Source organism: Rhodococcus sp. FG69 (genome assembly GCF_057808915.1).
In genome coordinates this window covers 68,088-85,616 of record NZ_JBMDIX010000001.1, presented here as the reverse complement: position 1 = coordinate 85,616, position 17,529 = coordinate 68,088, and the positions used below count along the sequence as shown (strand labels likewise).

At 63.5% G+C, this 17,529-nt stretch carries 20 protein-coding genes; 10 read left to right on the top strand and 10 right to left on the bottom strand.

From position 1 onward, the window contains the following. Positions 1–212 precede the first annotated feature (212 nt). On the bottom strand, positions 213–644 hold the full coding sequence (locus tag ACODSO_RS00385; protein ID WP_489034183.1) for a DUF5318 domain-containing protein: 432 nt from the start codon (positions 642–644) through the stop codon (positions 213–215). An 88-nt stretch (positions 645–732) separates the two neighbouring features. Between ACODSO_RS00385 and ACODSO_RS00380 the strand changes: the two genes are divergently transcribed. Together ACODSO_RS00380 and ACODSO_RS00375 are read left to right on the top strand one after the other, a co-directional pair. After that, on the top strand, positions 733–1,551 hold the full coding sequence (locus tag ACODSO_RS00380; RefSeq protein ID WP_489034181.1) for a DUF1707 SHOCT-like domain-containing protein: 819 nt from the start codon (positions 733–735) through the stop codon (positions 1,549–1,551). A gap of 6 nt (positions 1,552–1,557) precedes the next feature. Further along, the gene (locus ACODSO_RS00375; protein WP_489034179.1) at positions 1,558–2,415 is read left to right on the top strand and encodes a DUF1707 SHOCT-like domain-containing protein; all 858 of its coding nucleotides are present in this window, start codon (positions 1,558–1,560) and stop codon (positions 2,413–2,415) included. 47 nt (positions 2,416–2,462) lie between these two features. On the opposite strand, the gene ACODSO_RS00370 is transcribed toward ACODSO_RS00375, so the two are convergent. Beyond that, complete coding sequence (locus ACODSO_RS00370) at positions 2,463–2,771, bottom strand: hypothetical protein (protein WP_489034177.1); 309 nt, start codon at positions 2,769–2,771, stop codon at positions 2,463–2,465. After that, positions 2,765–3,556 carry a hypothetical protein gene (locus ACODSO_RS00365; RefSeq protein WP_489034176.1) on the bottom strand — a complete coding sequence of 264 codons (792 nt, stop codon included), beginning with the start codon at positions 3,554–3,556 and terminating at the stop codon, positions 2,765–2,767. The genes ACODSO_RS00370 and ACODSO_RS00365 overlap by 7 nt, the downstream gene beginning before the upstream one ends. 217 nt (positions 3,557–3,773) lie before the next feature. On the opposite strand from ACODSO_RS00365, the gene ACODSO_RS00360 reads away from it, so the two are divergent. Next, a complete protein-coding gene (locus ACODSO_RS00360; protein WP_068371813.1) occupies positions 3,774–4,355 on the top strand; it encodes a PadR family transcriptional regulator in 582 nt (193 codons plus the stop codon). Beyond that, entirely contained in the window at positions 4,348–5,430 is a 1,083-nt protein-coding gene (locus tag ACODSO_RS00355) for an inositol-3-phosphate synthase (RefSeq protein ID WP_068371810.1), read from the top strand. Before ACODSO_RS00360 ends, ACODSO_RS00355 begins: the two co-directional genes overlap by 8 nt. 120 nt (positions 5,431–5,550) lie before the next feature. On the opposite strand, the gene ACODSO_RS00350 is transcribed toward ACODSO_RS00355, so the two are convergent. From ACODSO_RS00350 to ACODSO_RS00340, 3 genes are read right to left on the bottom strand one after another with little or no spacing between them, the layout of a single operon-like run. Then, entirely contained in the window at positions 5,551–6,609 is a 1,059-nt protein-coding gene (locus ACODSO_RS00350) for a PDR/VanB family oxidoreductase (protein ID WP_489034173.1), read from the bottom strand. Continuing rightward, complete coding sequence (locus tag ACODSO_RS00345; protein ID WP_489034171.1) at positions 6,606–7,484, bottom strand: metal-dependent hydrolase; 879 nt, start codon at positions 7,482–7,484, stop codon at positions 6,606–6,608. The genes ACODSO_RS00350 and ACODSO_RS00345 overlap by 4 nt, the downstream gene beginning before the upstream one ends. Next, a complete protein-coding gene (locus ACODSO_RS00340) occupies positions 7,471–8,379 on the bottom strand; it encodes an alpha/beta fold hydrolase (protein WP_489034169.1) in 909 nt (302 codons plus the stop codon). Before ACODSO_RS00340 ends, ACODSO_RS00345 begins: the two co-directional genes overlap by 14 nt. Positions 8,380–8,512: 133 nt before the next feature. Here ACODSO_RS00340 and ACODSO_RS00335 point away from each other — a divergent pair, with 133 nt between their 5' ends. Continuing rightward, positions 8,513–9,181, top strand: coding sequence for a TetR/AcrR family transcriptional regulator (locus tag ACODSO_RS00335; RefSeq protein ID WP_489034167.1), 669 nt, complete (start codon positions 8,513–8,515; stop codon positions 9,179–9,181). A gap of 200 nt (positions 9,182–9,381) precedes the next feature. Here the strand turns inward: ACODSO_RS00335 and ACODSO_RS00330 are convergent, their stop codons facing one another. The 4 genes from ACODSO_RS00330 to ACODSO_RS00315 are packed head-to-tail and all read right to left on the bottom strand — an operon-like array spanning position 9,382 to position 12,740. Then, complete coding sequence (locus tag ACODSO_RS00330; RefSeq protein WP_489034166.1) at positions 9,382–9,558, bottom strand: hypothetical protein; 177 nt, start codon at positions 9,556–9,558, stop codon at positions 9,382–9,384. After that, a complete protein-coding gene (locus ACODSO_RS00325; RefSeq protein ID WP_489034164.1) occupies positions 9,555–10,376 on the bottom strand; it encodes a carbohydrate ABC transporter permease in 822 nt (273 codons plus the stop codon). The genes ACODSO_RS00330 and ACODSO_RS00325 overlap by 4 nt, the downstream gene beginning before the upstream one ends. Beyond that, positions 10,373–11,419, bottom strand: a complete 1,047-nt coding sequence (locus tag ACODSO_RS00320) for a carbohydrate ABC transporter permease (protein ID WP_489034163.1) — start codon at positions 11,417–11,419, stop codon at positions 10,373–10,375. Before ACODSO_RS00320 ends, ACODSO_RS00325 begins: the two co-directional genes overlap by 4 nt. Before the next feature lie 34 nt (positions 11,420–11,453). Continuing rightward, positions 11,454–12,740, bottom strand: coding sequence for an ABC transporter substrate-binding protein (locus ACODSO_RS00315; protein ID WP_489034162.1), 1,287 nt, complete (start codon positions 12,738–12,740; stop codon positions 11,454–11,456). Between the two features lie 208 nt (positions 12,741–12,948). On the opposite strand from ACODSO_RS00315, the gene ACODSO_RS00310 reads away from it, so the two are divergent. The 5 genes from ACODSO_RS00310 to ACODSO_RS00290 are packed head-to-tail and all read left to right on the top strand — an operon-like array spanning position 12,949 to position 17,330. After that, positions 12,949–13,767, top strand: coding sequence for a DUF2786 domain-containing protein (locus ACODSO_RS00310; protein ID WP_489034160.1), 819 nt, complete (start codon positions 12,949–12,951; stop codon positions 13,765–13,767). After that, a complete protein-coding gene (locus ACODSO_RS00305) occupies positions 13,691–15,016 on the top strand; it encodes a sensor histidine kinase (RefSeq protein WP_489034158.1) in 1,326 nt (441 codons plus the stop codon). The genes ACODSO_RS00310 and ACODSO_RS00305 overlap by 77 nt, the downstream gene beginning before the upstream one ends. Next, entirely contained in the window at positions 15,013–16,008 is a 996-nt protein-coding gene (locus ACODSO_RS00300) for a hypothetical protein (RefSeq protein WP_489034156.1), read from the top strand. The genes ACODSO_RS00305 and ACODSO_RS00300 overlap by 4 nt, the downstream gene beginning before the upstream one ends. A 28-nt stretch (positions 16,009–16,036) precedes the next feature. After that, positions 16,037–16,549, top strand: coding sequence for a TIGR04338 family metallohydrolase (locus tag ACODSO_RS00295; protein WP_489034154.1), 513 nt, complete (start codon positions 16,037–16,039; stop codon positions 16,547–16,549). Between the two features lie 16 nt (positions 16,550–16,565). Beyond that, on the top strand, positions 16,566–17,330 hold the full coding sequence (locus ACODSO_RS00290) for an LLM class F420-dependent oxidoreductase (RefSeq protein ID WP_489034153.1): 765 nt from the start codon (positions 16,566–16,568) through the stop codon (positions 17,328–17,330). Positions 17,331–17,529 lie beyond the last annotated feature (199 nt).

The following is a 17,529-nucleotide window of genomic DNA, read 5'->3' as shown; positions in this document are numbered from 1 at the left end:
CGCAGGACGACGACCGGGAGGTGGGACAGGAGGGCGAGGGCCGGGAGGTCGACCGGGCGCGCCCGGTGGCACATTCGGCGGACGTCGGGACGGGTCGCGATCTCCGGAACTACCACCCGGTGTGTTGTCGTAGGGGGAACTCACGTACAGGTCTCCAGTGGTTGGGCGGGCACTCCTGCGTGCCGACCGGATCGGTCAGCGAGGCGATTGTGTCACTCGCTCGCGGTTCGACGGTTCGGTTGACGAGTGCTCGACCGTGGCCGTCGCGGTTGCTTGGGGGCCGGCACTGCACCCAGTACATAGGACTGGACGAGATGATTCCAACTGCAGGACCTGCACACCTCGACCACGTGCACGGAGAACTCCTCCTGAGTAGCGGCCAGGCGAACCAACTCTTCCGCGGTCCGCGCGGAACCGGACAACGGTCCGAGCTTCTCGCCGAACACCCACGACACGTGCGTGAGTTGTTCCTTCCTGCAGATAGGGCACACCACGTCGCTGCCGCGGCCGTGGAACTTGGCGGCCCGGAGAAGGTAGGGATCCGCGTCGCATACGGCGCTCACTCCCGTCCTACCCGAGTACACCTCGGCAAGCAGCGACCGTCGCTGAAGGGCGTAGTCCACCACCTGTCGCTGAAGTCGCACGAGAACCAGAGTACGTGCGGGCGAGAACACACGGGCCGCCCGCCGTCGGTCCGGTGCAATCGGGGGCCTGCAAAACTATGCTCCACCTGTGCCGACGCGACTTCCACCCGCCACCCGTGCGAGAGACACCGATCGCACCGACGCGTGCGCGACGCTCGACGAGGCCCGTGCCGATGGGCAGTTGTCAGAGGAAGAGCATGCCGCGCGACTCGACCTGGCGATGGAGGCCGAGACGCTCGCAGATCTGCATTCCCTGATCGAGGACCTGCAGAACGAGTCCGAGCTCGCACCGATGGCGGATCCGATCCAGTTGGCACACCCGGTGCGAACGGCTCGCTCGTCGCGGATCGGCTTCTTCTCCGTCGCGGTGCCGGTCGTCGTCGGTCTCGTCGCACTCACCTTCGGCGTCCGTGCCTGCGCGACGTCACCCGATCCCGTCCAGCCTTACGGTGACATGGGTTACCAGAACCCGGCCATCGTGGCCGACATCGCAGCGGCAGTGCAGGCCAAGACCGGAACCACCGTCGTCGACAGTCTTGGTTTGTATCCCGAGTACGCGATCGTCCGGATGCCGGGGCCGGGAACTCCGCAGAAGCAGGTGACGTACGACTTCCGCGACGGGGTGTTGGAGGACTTCGACGACGATTGGTCGAGTCCGCGGACGGCGAATCAGCCGCAGGTCGATCTGACCTCGATCGATCTGCAGAAGATCTCGGGCATCGTCGCGGGCGCTGCAGAGAGCTTGAACCTCTCGCGAGTGGACACCGTCAACATCCAGATCCGAGGCGACACCGACGGGCCGGAAGTGTCGATCAGCGCCGACAACACCGATCAGGAACGAGGCTCCATGTCTGTCGATCCGTCCGGCAATTTCTTGTACGTCACTCCGTTCCGGTTCGGCGAGTAGGACACCATGGCATCGACATCGAAGTACCGCTCTACTGCCCTGCGTGCTCGCGACATCGATCGCGCACTCACGGCGACTGCACTGGACACTGCATACGCCGACGGGCAGCTCACCTTCGGCGAGCACCGACTCAGAACCGAGCGCGCGCGAACGGCAGTGACTCTCGACGAGCTCCGGCGGCTCGTCGCCGACCTCCAACTCGATGTCGATCTTCCCGAGCCGGAGGCCGGACGATCGGCTTCGAGGCCCCGGGTACTCCTCGCGCTCGGGTCGGTGGTGATCGTGGCCGCCGGGTTGGTGCTGTTCTTCGCGACGAGAGAGGACAAGGTGGAGGTGGCAGCGGTCGCAGCCCCCGTGCCGTCTCCGGTGGAGACGGTGTCGATGCCAGTGCCGGACGACGTCACGCCGATCGTCGCCCGACCTTTCGTGTTCGACACCGCCACGGGTCTCGACGACTTCCGGAACCGTTTCATCGAGCGATTCGGAAGCTCCCAGGTGGTATCGCTGAGCCTGCAGGTAGACGAGGGCTCGCGCGCCGACGTCTATCGCCTCGACGCCGAGGGTCGGGTCGAGCGGATCATGGTCAACGGTGGATTCGAACCACAGAAGGAAACATCCCTACCGGAGGAAGGCCAGCTCGGCTTCGACTGGAATCTCCTCGATTCGGCCGTCGTAGCGGGCGTCATCGCCGGCGCACCCGAGACCGTCGGGGCGCCCCAGGGCGTAGTCGACTGGGTCAGCATCGACAACGACGAAGGCGAACAACGGATCTCGGTATCGGTGAGCGTCCCCGACCTCTCCGGCGGGTGGGTCGAAACCGACTTCGCCGGCAATCCGACGCACGTGTCGCCTGCCCGCCGCTGATCGCCGGTCAAGGTGGACGAGGTGACGAGTTCGAAGCGGTCACGCACTCACTCAGCCTTCCTCTGAAAGCGCGAGACGTCGAAGGTGATTCGGGCAACCACGTCCGCGTTGGCGGGGTCGGTGAACGCATCTGGCGTCGCCCATCGAACAGTGCCCACTTCAGTTGGGCCCGTTGCAGTTCGTCCCGAGAGGTCGATCGTCGACGTCACGCCGTCGAGGCCGATGCGCCGTAGTGTGTGCGTGCCGTCGACGCACCACAGGGTGCCATCCGCTCCCGTCGCTCGATCTGCGCGCGTGGCAGCGACATCTGCCGGGCCGTCCACGGGCACAAGGCGTCGGTCGACTTCGTTCAACATGCGCAATCGCTGCGCATGGGGGTAGGTGCGCACGAGCCACCGTCGTCGACTGCGTGTATGCGTCGTGCCCATCGGTCGATCGTGGGCTCGATGGTCAGCGGCAACAAGTATCGGGTGATCGTCGAGCTCGTTGTTTCCACCCGAAGGAGTATCGGGTCAGACGAGTGCATCACCCACACGCAGTCTCCGTCGACCGCAACGGCTCCGGCGACGAAAGGTGTTGGCCGCTCGGGTACATCGTCGAGATCGAGGTCGATCAGTATGCCCGATGCGACCAGATCGCCCTCCGTGGTGGTCTCGGACGGCCACCAGTCGTTCTCGATCGGCACAGTATCGATTTCGGTGAGCTGGTCGGTGCCGTCGACGCCGGCCCAACCGTTCCCTGTCGGTTGGACTTTCCTGTGTACGAGAAACATTCGGACGATCCGTCCGAGGACGTGAGGGGGCATATCGATCCCGAAGCCGCCGAGGCCTGCACTGAAGATGCCGGTGAGAGTGACCGGACCGTTGGTGGGTTCGTCCGTCCACCACTGGCTGCTCCAGCCGTCGCCGTAGACGAGATGCAACCACCGCAGCCGTCCGTCGCGGTACCTGCTGGGCGCCGTGCCATAGGCGGGCCTGGCTATCGCCGTTCGGGCTTCATCGCGGGCAGACGGAACGGGCGACGGGTGGTGCTCGAGGACGACATCCGCAATGTCACCTACCGATGCACGCGGAAACGATCCGTCTTGAATTACCCATCCGGCGACGAAGACGCGGAGGGTGCGGGGCTGGGCAATGTTCATTCAATTCCCGACGCAGTAGGAAGAGTCCGCACGACGAGGCGTTGCGGGCGTCGGGTCACCGTGCGTCGAACATTACCCGCCGTGGCCGGGTTGCGGCTTTGTCCTTACAACCTCACTTGCCGCTATGTATGTACATATATCGAGTCGATATAATTTGCGTATATGCTCGCAGAGCGCATCGCAGAACGCGGTCCAGTGATCGGAGAAGGGGGTAGTCGTGCTCGAACTAGCAATTCTCGGCCTGCTACTCGAAGCTCCGATGCACGGTTACGAGCTTCGGAAGCGCCTGACCGGCCTGCTCGGAGCATTCAGAGCGTTTTCCTACGGCTCGCTGTACCCAGCTCTACGTCGCCTACAGGCGGACGGGCTGATTGCCGAGGACGCCGGTCCGGACACTCTTGTGAAGCGTCGAGCACGGCGCGTCTACGAGCTCACTCCGGAAGGCAAGAAGCGATTTGCCGAACTCGTAGCCGACACAGGACCGCAGAACTACACAGACGACGGATTCGGCGTACACCTCGCCTTCTTCAGTCGCACCCCGGCGGAAGCCAGGATGCGCATTCTCGAAGGCCGGCGACGTCAGGTCGAGGAGCGCCGCGAAGGGCTCCGCGAAGCCGTGGATCGAGCAAGCGGGACGCTCGACCGCTACACCCGTCAGCTTCACGAGCTCGGACTCGAGTCGAGTGACAGAGAGGTGCGCTGGCTCAACGAAGTCATCGCAGCCGAGCAGGCGGGCCCGACCGCCACCCCCAAGTCGACACATAGAACGAAACCAGAAGGAGAACCCGACCATGGGTGAGAACAGCAACGCCATCCGCGTGGCCATTGTGGGTGTAGGCAACTGCGCCTCGTCCCTGGTACAGGGCGTGGAGTACTACAAGGACGCGGACGAGAACACCACTGTCCCCGGCCTCATGCACGTCAAGTTCGGCAAGTACCACGTCCGCGACGTCGAGTTCGTCGCCGCATTCGACGTCGACGCCAAGAAGGTCGGATTCGACCTGTCCGACGCGATCTTCTCGAGTGAGAACAACACCATCAAGATCGCCGACGTTGCTCCGAAGGACGTCCAGGTGCTGCGCGGACCGACCCTCGACGGACTCGGAAAGTACTACCGCGAGACCATCACCGAGGCCGACGGCGAAGCGGTCGATGTCGCTCAGGCACTGCGTGACGCCAAGGTCGACGTGCTCGTGTCGTACCTGCCCGTCGGGTCCGAAGAGGCCGACAAGTTCTACGCACAGGCATCGATCGACGCAGGCGTCGCCTTCGTCAACGCGCTGCCGGTCTTCATCGCCAGCGACCCCGTCTGGGCCAAGAAGTTCACCGACGCAGGCGTTCCCATCGTCGGCGACGACATCAAGAGCCAGGTCGGTGCCACCATCACACACCGCGTCATGGCGAAGCTGTTCGAAGATCGCGGTGTTCAGCTCGACCGCACCATGCAGCTCAATGTCGGTGGCAACATGGACTTCCTCAACATGCTCGAGCGCACGCGCCTCGAGTCGAAGAAGATCTCCAAGACCCAGGCCGTGACGTCGAACCTCCAGAAGGAGTTCAACGCCAAGGACGTTCACATCGGACCGTCCGACCACGTCGGCTGGCTCGACGACCGCAAGTGGGCCTACGTGCGCCTCGAAGGCCGTGCCTTCGGTGACGTGCCACTGAGCCTCGAGTACAAGCTCGAGGTCTGGGACTCGCCCAACTCCGCAGGCGTCATCATCGATGCTGTGCGTGCGGCCAAGATCGCGCTCGACCGCGGCATCGGCGGACCGGTCATCCCGGCTTCCGCATACCTGATGAAGAGCCCGCCGAAGCAGCTCGCGGACGACGTCGCGCGCACGCAGCTCGAGGCGTTCATCATCGACGCGTAGGTCCAGCGGCTCCGCCGCCAGTGGCGCGGTTGAGTGCACGGGAATGCACTTAACCGCGCCACCTGGCGCGAAGCGCCTCATCCACCTGGTGCGGAGCGCCTCCGCATTGGGCGGGATGAATCACAGGTCGAGAACGACCCGCTCACCGGCCGAGCGATCGGTGCAGATCAGCATGCCCTCCGGGCGACCGACAGCCGGGACACGACACGTCCCACAGAATCCCTGCCTGCAGGAATACGCAATATCCGGACGGAACGGTGTGACTGCGTCCAGGACAGATTTGTCCGCTGGCACCGTGACTCGCTGCCCGGTTCGCGCAAGCTCCACCTCGAACTCCGCGCCGTTCACGATCGGCGGCGCCGAGAACCGTTCGAAATGAAACTCCGAACCCGGGTTCACACCCCGGTTCAGAACAGCGATCATCGGCATCGGCCCGCACGCGTAGACAGCGGATGTGGTGCGTGATCCCGTCAAAAGCATGTCTGCCGAGGGAATTCCGTCGACGTCGTCCGTCCTGATCGTCACCCTGTCGCCGTAGTCGTCGATCTCGTCGAGAAACGGCAACGAGTTCCGGCTCCGGCCGGTGTACACCATCGACCAATCCAGTCCGAGTCGGTGCGCAAGTCGCATCATCGGCAGGATCGGAGTGATTCCGATACCGCCCGCGACGAAATGCAGATGCTCGGCAGTGGACCCGTGACCTGGAACTGCGAACGCAAACGCGTTGCGTGGACCGTGAATGATCAGTCGGCTCCCGACACCGACGTCGTCGTGCATCTCCATCGATCCGCCGTCGCCACCCGGTATGCGACGCACCGCAATTCGATAGCGCTTACCGTCGGCCGGGTCGCCGCACAACGAGTACTGACGAACCCTGCCCGACGGCATCTCCACGTCGATGTGGGCACCCGCCCGCCATGCAGGGAGTTCGCTACCGTCGGGCGATGCGAGCGTGAAGCTGACGACGTTGTCGTCGTGAGCCTCGACAGCTCTATGGGCCACCACCACCTGCCGGCGTCGATCACGTCGCTCACCGACAACGTCGCTTCGGTGCAGGAATCGAAGAGAATGCATGTGCGCGTTCATCAGGCGCTCCAGCACGCGCAGAAGCGGATCCCGCTCGCGACGGCCGTACAGGTCCGGCGGAATCGCGTCCGGAATCGGCAACGCGAGATTCACGTCAGAGCCGCCCTCGCCGCCGGTGACGTGGCGAGATAGGCCACGGCTTGAGCTGTGCTGCCTTCATTCTCGGGGGAGTACGACGGTTTCAAGTACCGTGCAACGCCTTTCGTCATCCGAGCCAGAGAAGGAAGCGAACCGCGGCGCATCGCAGACATCCAGGCCAACCACAGAGCGATGTATCCGCGGTCCTTCAACGCTGGGTCCTGCCGAACGATGAACCGAGTGCCCCGAAGCATCAACACGATGAACGCGAGGAACGCGAAGAGCATCGAAATGTTGCGACGAAAGTAGCCGACGCCGAAGTACATCGCCACGTCGTGCGCGACGTTTCGGTGCTCGACCTCTTCGGCCCCGTGCCAGAGAAAGAGATCGATCATGGCGGCGTCGCCGCCGAACTCGTCCCACCGGGAGTTGAGCGCATAGTCTCCGAGGAAGGCAGTCATGTGTTCGATCGCACCGATCAACGCGATTCGCTCGACCAACTGCTGCTTCTGGGCCCTGGCGGACAAGGCAGGTCGCGGGCCGAGCACCTTTCGCATCAGATATTCCGCATGCGCTGCAAACGGCCGTGGGTCGATATCATGCGCGTCGAGGTAGTCGTACAGAACGACGTTGTGCGTCTCGGCATGCATCGATTCCTGACCGATGAATCCCAGCACGTCCTCACGGAGTTTCGCATCGGCAATCAGCGGTAGAGCCTCGGCGTACGTGGCACAGAACCACCGCTCTCCCTCGGGCAGAAGCAGATTCAGCGCACTGACGGTGTGCGAGGCGATAGGCTCCTCGGGCATCCAGTGCAGCGGTGTCTGCGACCAGTCGAAGGAGACATTGCGGGCCTGCAGGGATACTTCACCGGGGTCATGCTCGTTCATGTTCGATCCTCTCCACGAATGCACAGGTCTCTCGCGCGACCAAGGCAGGGTCTTTCAACGGAAGCCAATGCCCCGACCGCACATCGGTCCGGCTCACCCGGGTCACCCATCGCTCGATACCGTCGAACGACGCAGGCCGGATCGCCGGATCACGTCTAGTGACGAGCAGGTGCACCGGAACATGGGTGTAGCGCTCCTGGGGCCTGAACACCTTGTGCAGAACGTTCGCGCGGTAGATCCGCAGTCCACTCACCATGTCGCGTCGGAACGTGGGCGAGAGGTGGACATTCTGTTTGTCCACACGTTCGACGATGCGCAGCGAAGTCGACCAGATCCACCTACGCCCGAACACCCGAAAGAACACCCGAGGCAGCGGGCCGGCCATGAAGAACAACGTGTAGGCACCGGAGATGAGCTGTGTCAGCAGCTGCCACAAGCCCTTCGGTGTGAACTTCGGATTCTGCAGCCAGAATCCCATGTGGTCGAGACTCGGACCGGAGATCGAGGTGAACGACGCGATCCTGGTATCGGACCCCGGCTCGCAGATCGCCTCCCAGACCTGGACCGAACCCCAGTCGTGGGCCAGGACATGGACCGGCGTCGAACCTGCCACGGCGTCGACGACGGCCATGAAGTCCTCGGCGAGCTGTGCGAGCTTCATCTCGGCAACGGATCCGTCGCCTGTCGAGGCTCCGTGACCGCGGGTGTCGTACGTGACGACGCGGAACTTCTCGGCGAAGTGCGGCACTACCCCGTCCCATAGGTGATGTGTGTCCGGCCAGCCGTGTACGAGCACGAGCACCGGCCCGTCAGGGTTTCCGTGCTCGTACACCGACAGCGCTGCCCGGTCGGCGTTCACTGTCCGCGCTTGGGCTCGCTCTGTGAAAATCGTCATCGATGCTCCTGCATGTTGTACCGCTAGTACGATTAACGTTACCGTCGGTACGGCCTAAGTGAACTCTCCCCAATTCGCGTCAGGCTGTCAAGAGTCGCGCACCACCACCTGGGACAACGCCTAGACTGAGCGGATGCCGACGTCACGCGACCCGGAAGCGCGCAGAAGCAGAGCCCGAGACGAATTCGTCGATGCGGCCTACCGAGTTATCGACAGTGCCGGGCCGAACCCGAGCATGAACGACATCGCGCGAGAGGCCGGAGCAACCAAGCCCCGGCTGTACCGTCAGTTCGCCGACAAGGCCGATCTCTACAGCGCGGTAGCTCAGCGGATGGCGGACGAGGTGTACACACTCGCGGTGTCGGACTTCAATTTCCTCCTCGATGCACCGGTGTCAGCGCTGCGTCATGCCATCACGGGATACGCCGATGTCGTCGGACGCCACCCGAACGTCTTCCGGTTCCTCGCACAGTCGCGGACCACACCCGAGGACTCCTCGGCGGCGCCCCCGCTCGACATCGGCCGGGACATCGCGACCCGGTTCTCGACGGTCGCTGAGACGATCCTGAAGTCCGTCGATGCGGACACTACCGGGATCGACTACGCGTGCCGGGCTGCCGTGGGTGCGGTGTTGGCGGCGACCGACCTGTGGTTGGACGATCAGGAACTGGAGCCCGCCGAATTCGTCGACCAGCTCTCCGCCCTCGTCTGGGGTCTGCTCGACGCGTTCCTGCGACGCAAGGAGATCGACCTCGACGGCGAGGAACCGATCTTCGTGGCGCTCGCGCGGCTCAAGGGTTGAGTTACGGCTCGCCGTGCCTGCCCCGGGTAGTGACCGAATGACTCATTCGGTCACTTTCGGACGCGAACGCGCACCTTCCAGCCCACGCACATGTTGCAACCTGCGCGCTCGCTGAAACCTGCGCGCCGAGCCCCGAACCGCAGCGAATGACTCATTCGGTCACTTTCGGACGCGAACGCGCACTTTCCAGCCCCGCGAATTCAGGCGCGGATTCTCCGCACCACGAATCCGAGCGCCACGAGCAAGCCGAGCAGCACGAGGGACGGCCACACCTGGGGCTCGCCGCCGACGATGCCTGCTACTGCGGCGATGAAGGCCATCAGCGCGAAGAAGCCGAGTATCCCCGCGAGCATCTGGAGGTGATCGCTAGCCGTCACGACTTCACACCACCCGCGGTGAGACCGGAAATGATTCGGCGCTGGAAGATCAACACCATGATCACCAGCGGGATCGCGACGATCGTTCCCGCCGCCATGATGGCCGCATACGGAACCACGTGAGGATCGTTGCCGGAGAACCGAGCAATGGCCACCGTCACGGGTTCTGTCTTGTCGCTCGACAATTGGCTTGCCAGCAAGTACTCGTTGACCGCCGCGATGAACGCGAGTATGGCAGTGGTGAACAGCGCAGGCGCAGCGAGCGGCAACATCACCAAGCGGAACGCTTGGAAGCGTCCAGCCCCGTCGATCCGAGCGGCCTCTTCGAGCTCCCACGGCAGTTCCGCGAAGAATGCTGCGAGTGTGTAGATGGTCAGGGGGAGAACGAATGAGATGTTCGGAATGATCATCGCCTGGTAGCTGCCGATCCAGCCGATGTTGGTGAAGAACTGGAACAGCGGTGTCACGAGTGCCACGACCGGGAACATCGACGCACCGAGCACGACTCCGACCACCATGTACTTGAAGCGAAAGTCGATCCGCGACAAAGCGTATGCGCAGAATATTCCGACGACGAGGGCGATCAATGTCGTCGCACCGCCGATGATCAGACTGTTGATCACCGCGCGAATGAAGTTGTTGCCGTTGCTCGTCGACAGCGCGTTGGAGAAGTTCTCGAGGGTTACATGCGTAGGCCAGGGTGTGGTGTCGAACGTGTACCTCGGATCGCGGAATGCGGTCACGGCCATCCAGTAGAACGGAGCGAGGCCCCAGACCAGGATGATCACGACACCGACGTATATCCTTGCCGCTTTCACGAGGTTCCCTTACGTTGATTCTCCTGCGTGGCAACCGCATTGGCTCCAAGGAACTTCACCAGGATGAACGCCACGATGAAGATCATGATGAACGAGATCGTCGACAGCGATGCCGCACTGTTGAAGCCCTGACGTATCTGTTCGACGACGAGGATCGAGATCGTCCTGGTCGCCGGGTTGCCTTCGGTCAGGATCGCGGGAAGGTCGTACATGCGCAGTGCATCCATCGTGCGAAACAGAATCGCGACCATGAGCGCCGGCTTGACCAGCGGAAGGGTGATCTTGGTGAATCGCTGCCACGCGGATGCGCCGTCGACTCGCGCAGCCTCGTAGACATCGGACGGAATCATCTGCAGCCCAGCAAGAATGAGCAATGCCATGAAGGGCGTCGTCTTCCACACGTCGGCAATGATGACAGCGAATCGCGCAGGCCAGGCATCGCCTGTCCAGAGGATGTTCGTTCCGAGAAGCTTGTTGGCGATTCCGTCGTACGCGAAGATGAAGTACCAGAGCTTGGCCGTCACTGCCGTCGGGATGGCCCACGGAATCAGGATCGCGGCACGCAGCAACGCACGCCCGGCGAACGTCTTTCCCATGATGACTGCCATCGCGAAACCGATCACGACCTCGATCGACACCGTGACGACGGTGAAGAACGCGGTGTTGCCGACGGCTCCCCAGAACTGAGAGCCGAGAGTTCCCGGCGGGCAGGGAACGAGTGTCCCTGATGCCGACGTGCACTGCTGAAGAATCCAATGCGTGTAGTTGGAGAATCCGGCGCTGCCACCCTTGACGAACATCCCCGTCGCCGGGTCCAGTCCCGCGTCCTTCTGGAACGACATGACCAGGGCCCGGATCACGGGGTAGACGATGACGATCGCCAGAATCACGAGCGTCGGTGCGATGAGCAACCACGCGCGGCCGGAACTCAATCCGAACCGCTTCTTCTTCTCGGTGCGTGCATGCCGACCGCGGGCGGGGTAAAACCCCCCGCCCGCGGTCGTGTCTACAGCCCCACTGGTGTCACCAGTAGGTAGAGCCATGAAGTTCTCCTGCTCGCGTCGAGGCAATGCCTCGTTAGTTGGAGCCTGCCGACTCGATGCCGGCCTGCATGTCCGTGATCGCCTGATCCACGGACTTCTCACCCTTGATCGCGGCGAAGGTGTTGTCCTGCACGGCCTTCGACACGGCCGGGTAGAACGGAGTGACCGGACGCGGAACCGCGTTCTCGATCGACGCCTTCAATGCGGGCAAGTACGGCATTTCGGCGATGAGAGCCGGGTCGTCGTACAACGAGGCGAGAACGGGAGGCAGTGCGCCCTCGGCGATGATGCGCTGGGCCTGCTCACCCTGCAGGAAGCGGAGGAAGTCCGCTGCCGTTGCCTTGTTCTCGGAGAATGCGCTGATGGCTGCGTTGTACCCTCCGAGGGTGGACGTACCGACGCCGGTGACACCGGGAAGCGGTGCGACGGAGTATTTTCCGGCGACAGCCGAGCCCTCCTTGGACGCCGTGCCGTAGACGTAAGGCCAGTTACGCAGGTACAGAGCCTGACCGTCTTCGAATGCCTGCTGGCTCTCGGGCTCCTTGAAGGTGGTGTCCTGAGCCGGGATGACGCCTGTCTCGAATGCCGTCACGAGTGCCTGCAGGCCTGCCCGTGCTTCGGGGCTGTCGACCGTCGGCGTCTTGCCGTCCTCACCGACGAACGATCCACCGTGCGCGTTGATGATCTCGGAGGTGTTGACCGTCAGGCCCTCGTACGACGCGAACTGTCCGGCGTAGCAGTCGATGTTGTTCTCGACAGCGATCGTGCAGCTGGCAGTCAGCTCGTCCCAGGTGGTGGGAGCCGTCGGGACCAGGTCGCTGCGGTAGAACAGCAGACCACCGTTGGTGTTCTTCGGGGCTGCGTACTGGGTGCCGTTGTAGGTGGCGCTTTCGACGGTGGCCGGCAGGATGCCCGCGTTGTCCAGGGCGAACTCCCCTTCGAGCGGGGTCAGCCAGCCCTTTGCCGCGAACTCGGCGGTCCAGATGACGTCGAGAGCCATGACGTCGTAGTCGCTCTGCTCGGCCTGAAGATGCTGGACCAGGTCGTCGTGAGCCTGATCGGCGTCATTGGACTGTTCCTTGAACGTGACCTGCTCATCAGGGTTCGCAGCGTTCCACTCGTCGATGATCTGGCGCACCACACCTGTTTCGGTGGTGTCCTTTCCTTCGACGTACGTGATGGGCCCGCGGCCGTCGGCGTTCTCCGACGCGGCATCACTGGATTCGCTGTCGCTGGAGCATGCGGTGAGCGTCAGCAGTGTTGCCGCTGTCGCAAGCACCGCTGCTTTCGACAGCACTGCCTTCGAGATGAAAGACGCCATTGTTTTTCTCTCCACTTACTTCGTGCACGGTGGTGTGCGTGGGGAGGGTCACAGCAAATGGAGAATGTGCTCCCCCCGACGCACATGTCGATACGCACTTTGACACACGATGCATCCGAACGGGCGCATTTCCGCGAAGCTGAATCGGTACACCTGCACCAGCGTGCGCCTGCGGGTGCTGTCGGTGGCGCGTTGTAGCGTTTGTCCCGTGAGTTCGGACAAGATGCTGACCCGTATCGGTGGGCTACTACGCCAGGCCGAGTCGACCGACAATCCCCATGAAGCCGAGGCGTTCATGGAAGCGGCGCAACGCCTGGCGTCGGCCACATCGATCGATCTTGCGGTGGCGCGTTCGCACAGTGCGTCACGCGAGAAGCGCGCAACTCCTGCGCAGCGTGTGATCAGGATCGGCGAGCCCGGAAAACGAGGACTCAAGACGTTCGTGCACCTGTTCGTCTCGATCGCCTTCGCCAACGACGTCAAGTGCGACATCGCACACTCGTCGTCCCAGGTGTTCGCCTACGGATTCGACTCCGACATCGACACGTGTGAGGCGCTGTATTCGAGCCTGCTCATCCAAATGGTCCGGGCGTCGGACACGTACATCAAATCGGGTGCCTATCGAGGAGAAACAGCCGTCCGCACGGTCACGAAGGGCTACGGCCCCAGACGTCGGACGACGAAAGAAGTAGTGCCTGTCGCGGGTGTCACCGCTCGTTTGAACTTCCAGACGGCCTTCGCGGAGCGCATCGGTAAACGCCTCCAGGCGGTCAAGAAGGAGGCCGAGGTGAAGGCCATCGCCGAGGAGAGACCCGATGCGGGCACGGCACTCGTGCTGCGCAACAAGGAGATCGAGTTGCGCGACTACTATTCGGCCACCTCGAAAGCCCGCGGAACGTGGCGACGGCAGAGCGCGAACGCCGGTTACTCGCAAGGTGCCAGATCCGCCGGTGACCGCGCCGGACGAGCCGCCAGGCTTGGCGGTGAACCCGAAATCGGCGCTGCACGCGGGCAACTCGGCCGCTGAACCTGCAGGTAGCGTGTCCGGGATGCGACATGGAAGCGACGCTGCGGCTCGGGCCACGAGCGGCGCGCCTGTCGACGAGATCACCCCCGGCAATCGCATTCGAATAGTGATTGCACGATTCGTAGGCGCCGGGTTCATCGCGTTCCTGTTGGTTTCCGTGTCCGAGATTGCCGAAGGCGCTCGCATCCTCGCCTGGTGGTGGACGCCGATTGCGATGGTGTCGGTGTTCGTGCCAGGTATCGCCTTGTTCGTCGTGACCATCGTTGCGCCGTCGTGGGTTACTGCCGCGGCCACGTTTGCGGCGGTGGGCATTCCCCTGGCGGCTGCGTTGTGGCTGGTCGCCTGGAACGGTGACGTGCTCGTCGGCGCCGTGCGGGGCTCGTGGTTGTCGGCTTTCGCCGGGCTCGCCGGGCTCTGCGCCGCACTCGTATGGCGTCCGCTGGTAACGCTGGCGGTTCAATTCGTGGCAACAACGTCGGTTGCGGCCATCGATCAACTGGGATTGTTCGGGCCCGAAGCGTCGCCGTCGGCCATCGGCTACGCGGCAATCTGGGCGTTCGGAATAACCGCACTGCTGGCGGGAGCCGTCATCATGGCCCTACGCACCGGCGACGTACTGGATGCCACAACCGAACTCGTCGAACGTGCTGCAGTCGACACCGCGGTGGCGCATGCACGGGAACGCGAACGGGCATGGTTCGACGCACTGATTCACGATCGAGTGCTCACAACGCTGCTTGCCGCGACCCGGCCCGACACAGATAGGCGTCTACCCGCTGACGCGCGAAGGGCGCTCGAAGCACTGGATCTCGCAGCGAAGGACACCGATCCGGCCGGCCGAGTAACGGCTGCACAGCTTGCCGACACTCTCTCGACGATCGTCGACGAGACCCGTTCGGTTCATGCTGTGAGCGTCTCGTCGTACATCGACGAGAACGCGTCGATGTACCCGGTGGCGGTGGAGTCCGCCCTCGGGGGAGCGATGGCCGAAGCGCTCCGCAACAGCGTCCAACACGCCGGAGCCCACGCCGAGCGGGCCATCGCCGTCGATCTTCGGCAGCGTTCAGCACGTGTCACGCTGACGGACAACGGGTGTGGGTTCGACACGGCATCGACCGGGACCGGACGACTCGGCATAGAGATCAGCATCGTTCGTCGGATGGCCGCCCTGGATGGGGGCACATCGGAGATCGACAGTCGTCTCGGCGAAGGAACAGTCGTCACACTCGAGTGGTCGAGGATTCCGTGACCGAACCTCCTCGCCATGACGCGTCGACCATTGTCGGAATGCAGGCAAAGGGCGCGTACGTCGTCGCCGGTCTCTTCGTGGCCGCTGCAGGCCTGGCCATGCTGGGCCCCGAAGGCGGTTGTGTTGCCGAGTTCGTCATCGTCGCTCTCCTCGCCATCGGCACAGTGCTGCTGCTCGCCGTGTCCGGGGACCCGATGCCGAGAACGTGGGCGTTCGCGGTCGCTGCACTACCGTCCGCCCAGGTAGCAGTGCTCTTGACCGTCGCTGACACGAGCGCGACTCAGACCCAGGAAGTGACGACCACCGTCGGCAGCGGGGCCGCATTGTGCGCATTCCTTTGCGTACGGGGACGTGTCCTGCCGGGCTGGGCCGGTGAGATCGCCGCGTTCGTCGTGTACTGGAACGCGTCACCCGATTTCGCCGGCGCAGCGTCGACATTCGTGACGTGTGCGGGGTTGATGCTTACAGCAACGTTCTTCGCGCGGGTCGTGCGTCCCGCCGCGGCATCCATCTACGCGCTGCACGACGAACGCACTCGTCAGGTGACCGAGAGGGCCGCAGCCGATGCCGCGCGCGACGAACGCGAGCGCCAGCTCCGCCGACTCGACTCACTCGTGCGTCCGGTGCTCGTACACATCGCCGAATCCACCCAGCTCGACGAGGCCGGCACGCGTGAGGCGCTGTTGGTCGAGGCCACTCTGCGGGACAGCATTCGCGCACGCGCACTGGACGTACCCGACATCGTTTCGGCCGCGAGGTCTGCACGTGAACGCGGCGTCACCGTACAGCTCCTCGACGACGGCGGCCTCGGTGCGAACAGCGGGCAAGCCGTCGAATTCCGCCGCACAGTTGTCGAACAGCTGGATGCGGCACACTCGGGCTCGATCACCGTCCGTGTTCAACCCCCGGACCGGAACGTTCTCGCGACCATTGTCGTCTCGCGCGGCGACTACACGGAACGGTTCGAATTCGACGCTCACCGGATCGAGTAGGTCGTAGCCTCGTATTAGGCTCGCACCGGTGAAGAACAGGGATTCACAGCGGTCCAAGGTGTACGAGGCGGAAACCATGGTCCGCACCATGTTCGACCGTGCGGACGAGCGGGACCTGCGCACGGTCCAGATTCTCGGCTCGACACTGACGTTGCCGATCGAGCGAAAGTTCGCCTCCGTCGACTCGGTGCAGCGCTACGTCGATTCCGTCCTGGCATTGAACTGGGTCCGCCAGACCTGGCCGGAGGCGGGGACCGTCGTACATGTTCGTGAGCGGTCGGGGCCGACAGCGTCGCACTACGAGCGAGACACCCGCACCATCGCGGTTCCGTTGCACCGACGTAACGAGGCGTGGGCCCTTCGCGAGCTCGTCGTACTACACGAACTCGCCCATCACCTCGAACCGGACGATTCCGACTTCTCCTCCCATGGTGGACAATTCGTCGACAGGTTCGTGACGCTCGTCGGCGAGATCATCGGCCACGAAGCCGGATTCGTCCTGCGTGCGACGATGCACCAGACCGGCGTCCAATTCGCATGAGGCGCATCATGGAGACATGAACATAAGAATCGGTGTACAGCTCCAGCCGCAGCACGCCCCCGACTACCAGCTCATTCGCGACGCGGTACTGCGCTCGGAGGATGCGGGCGTCGACATCGTCTTCAACTGGGATCACTTCTATCCGCTGTACGGCGACCTCGACGGTGCACACTTCGAGTGCTGGACGATGCTCGGGGCCTGGGCGGAACAGACGTCGAACGTCGAGATCGGCGCACTCGTCACCGGCGGCGGCTACCGCAATCCCGACCTGCTCGCCGATATGGCCCGCACCGTCGATCACATCAGTGGCGGTCGCTTGATCCTCGGCATCGGTGGCGGCTGGTACGAAAAGGATTACGACAACTTCGGTTACGAGTTCGGCACTGCGGGCTCGCGCTTGAAGTTGCTGAACGAGAACCTCGCACGCATCAAGCACCGCCTCGAGGTCGGCAATCCTGCCACGACGCGCGAGATTCCGATCCTCATCGGCGGCGGAGGCGAGAAGAAGACCCTCAGAATGGTCGCTGAATATGCACACATCTGGCACAGCTTCGCCGATCTCGACGAGCTGAAGCGAAAGTCCGGCATCCTCGCAGAGCACGGTGAGAGCGTCGGGCGCGACGTCTCGGGTATCACTCGATCGGTGTCGTGGCCGGGAGCTGACAAGGCGCAAGGTTACGTCGACGCCGGAGTCGCATTGTTCACCGTCGGAACCGGCGGTCCCGAGTACGACCTCACCGAACTGAAAGACGCGATCGCGTGGCGTGAGGCCCACAAGTAGTTTCCAGTTTCGGCAAATTCACTTGCCGCCTATCGTGCGGCAGTGGATTCTCGACTCATGGACACGACGACAGAGCCGGCCCCATTCTCACCTGCATCGGAAGCAGAGGTGTGCACTATCGTCCTCGGCGATCGCCGACACGGTATCCCCGAACTGATTGAAATTCCCGACGGCGGGGAATGCCGGGCAGCGAGAGCGG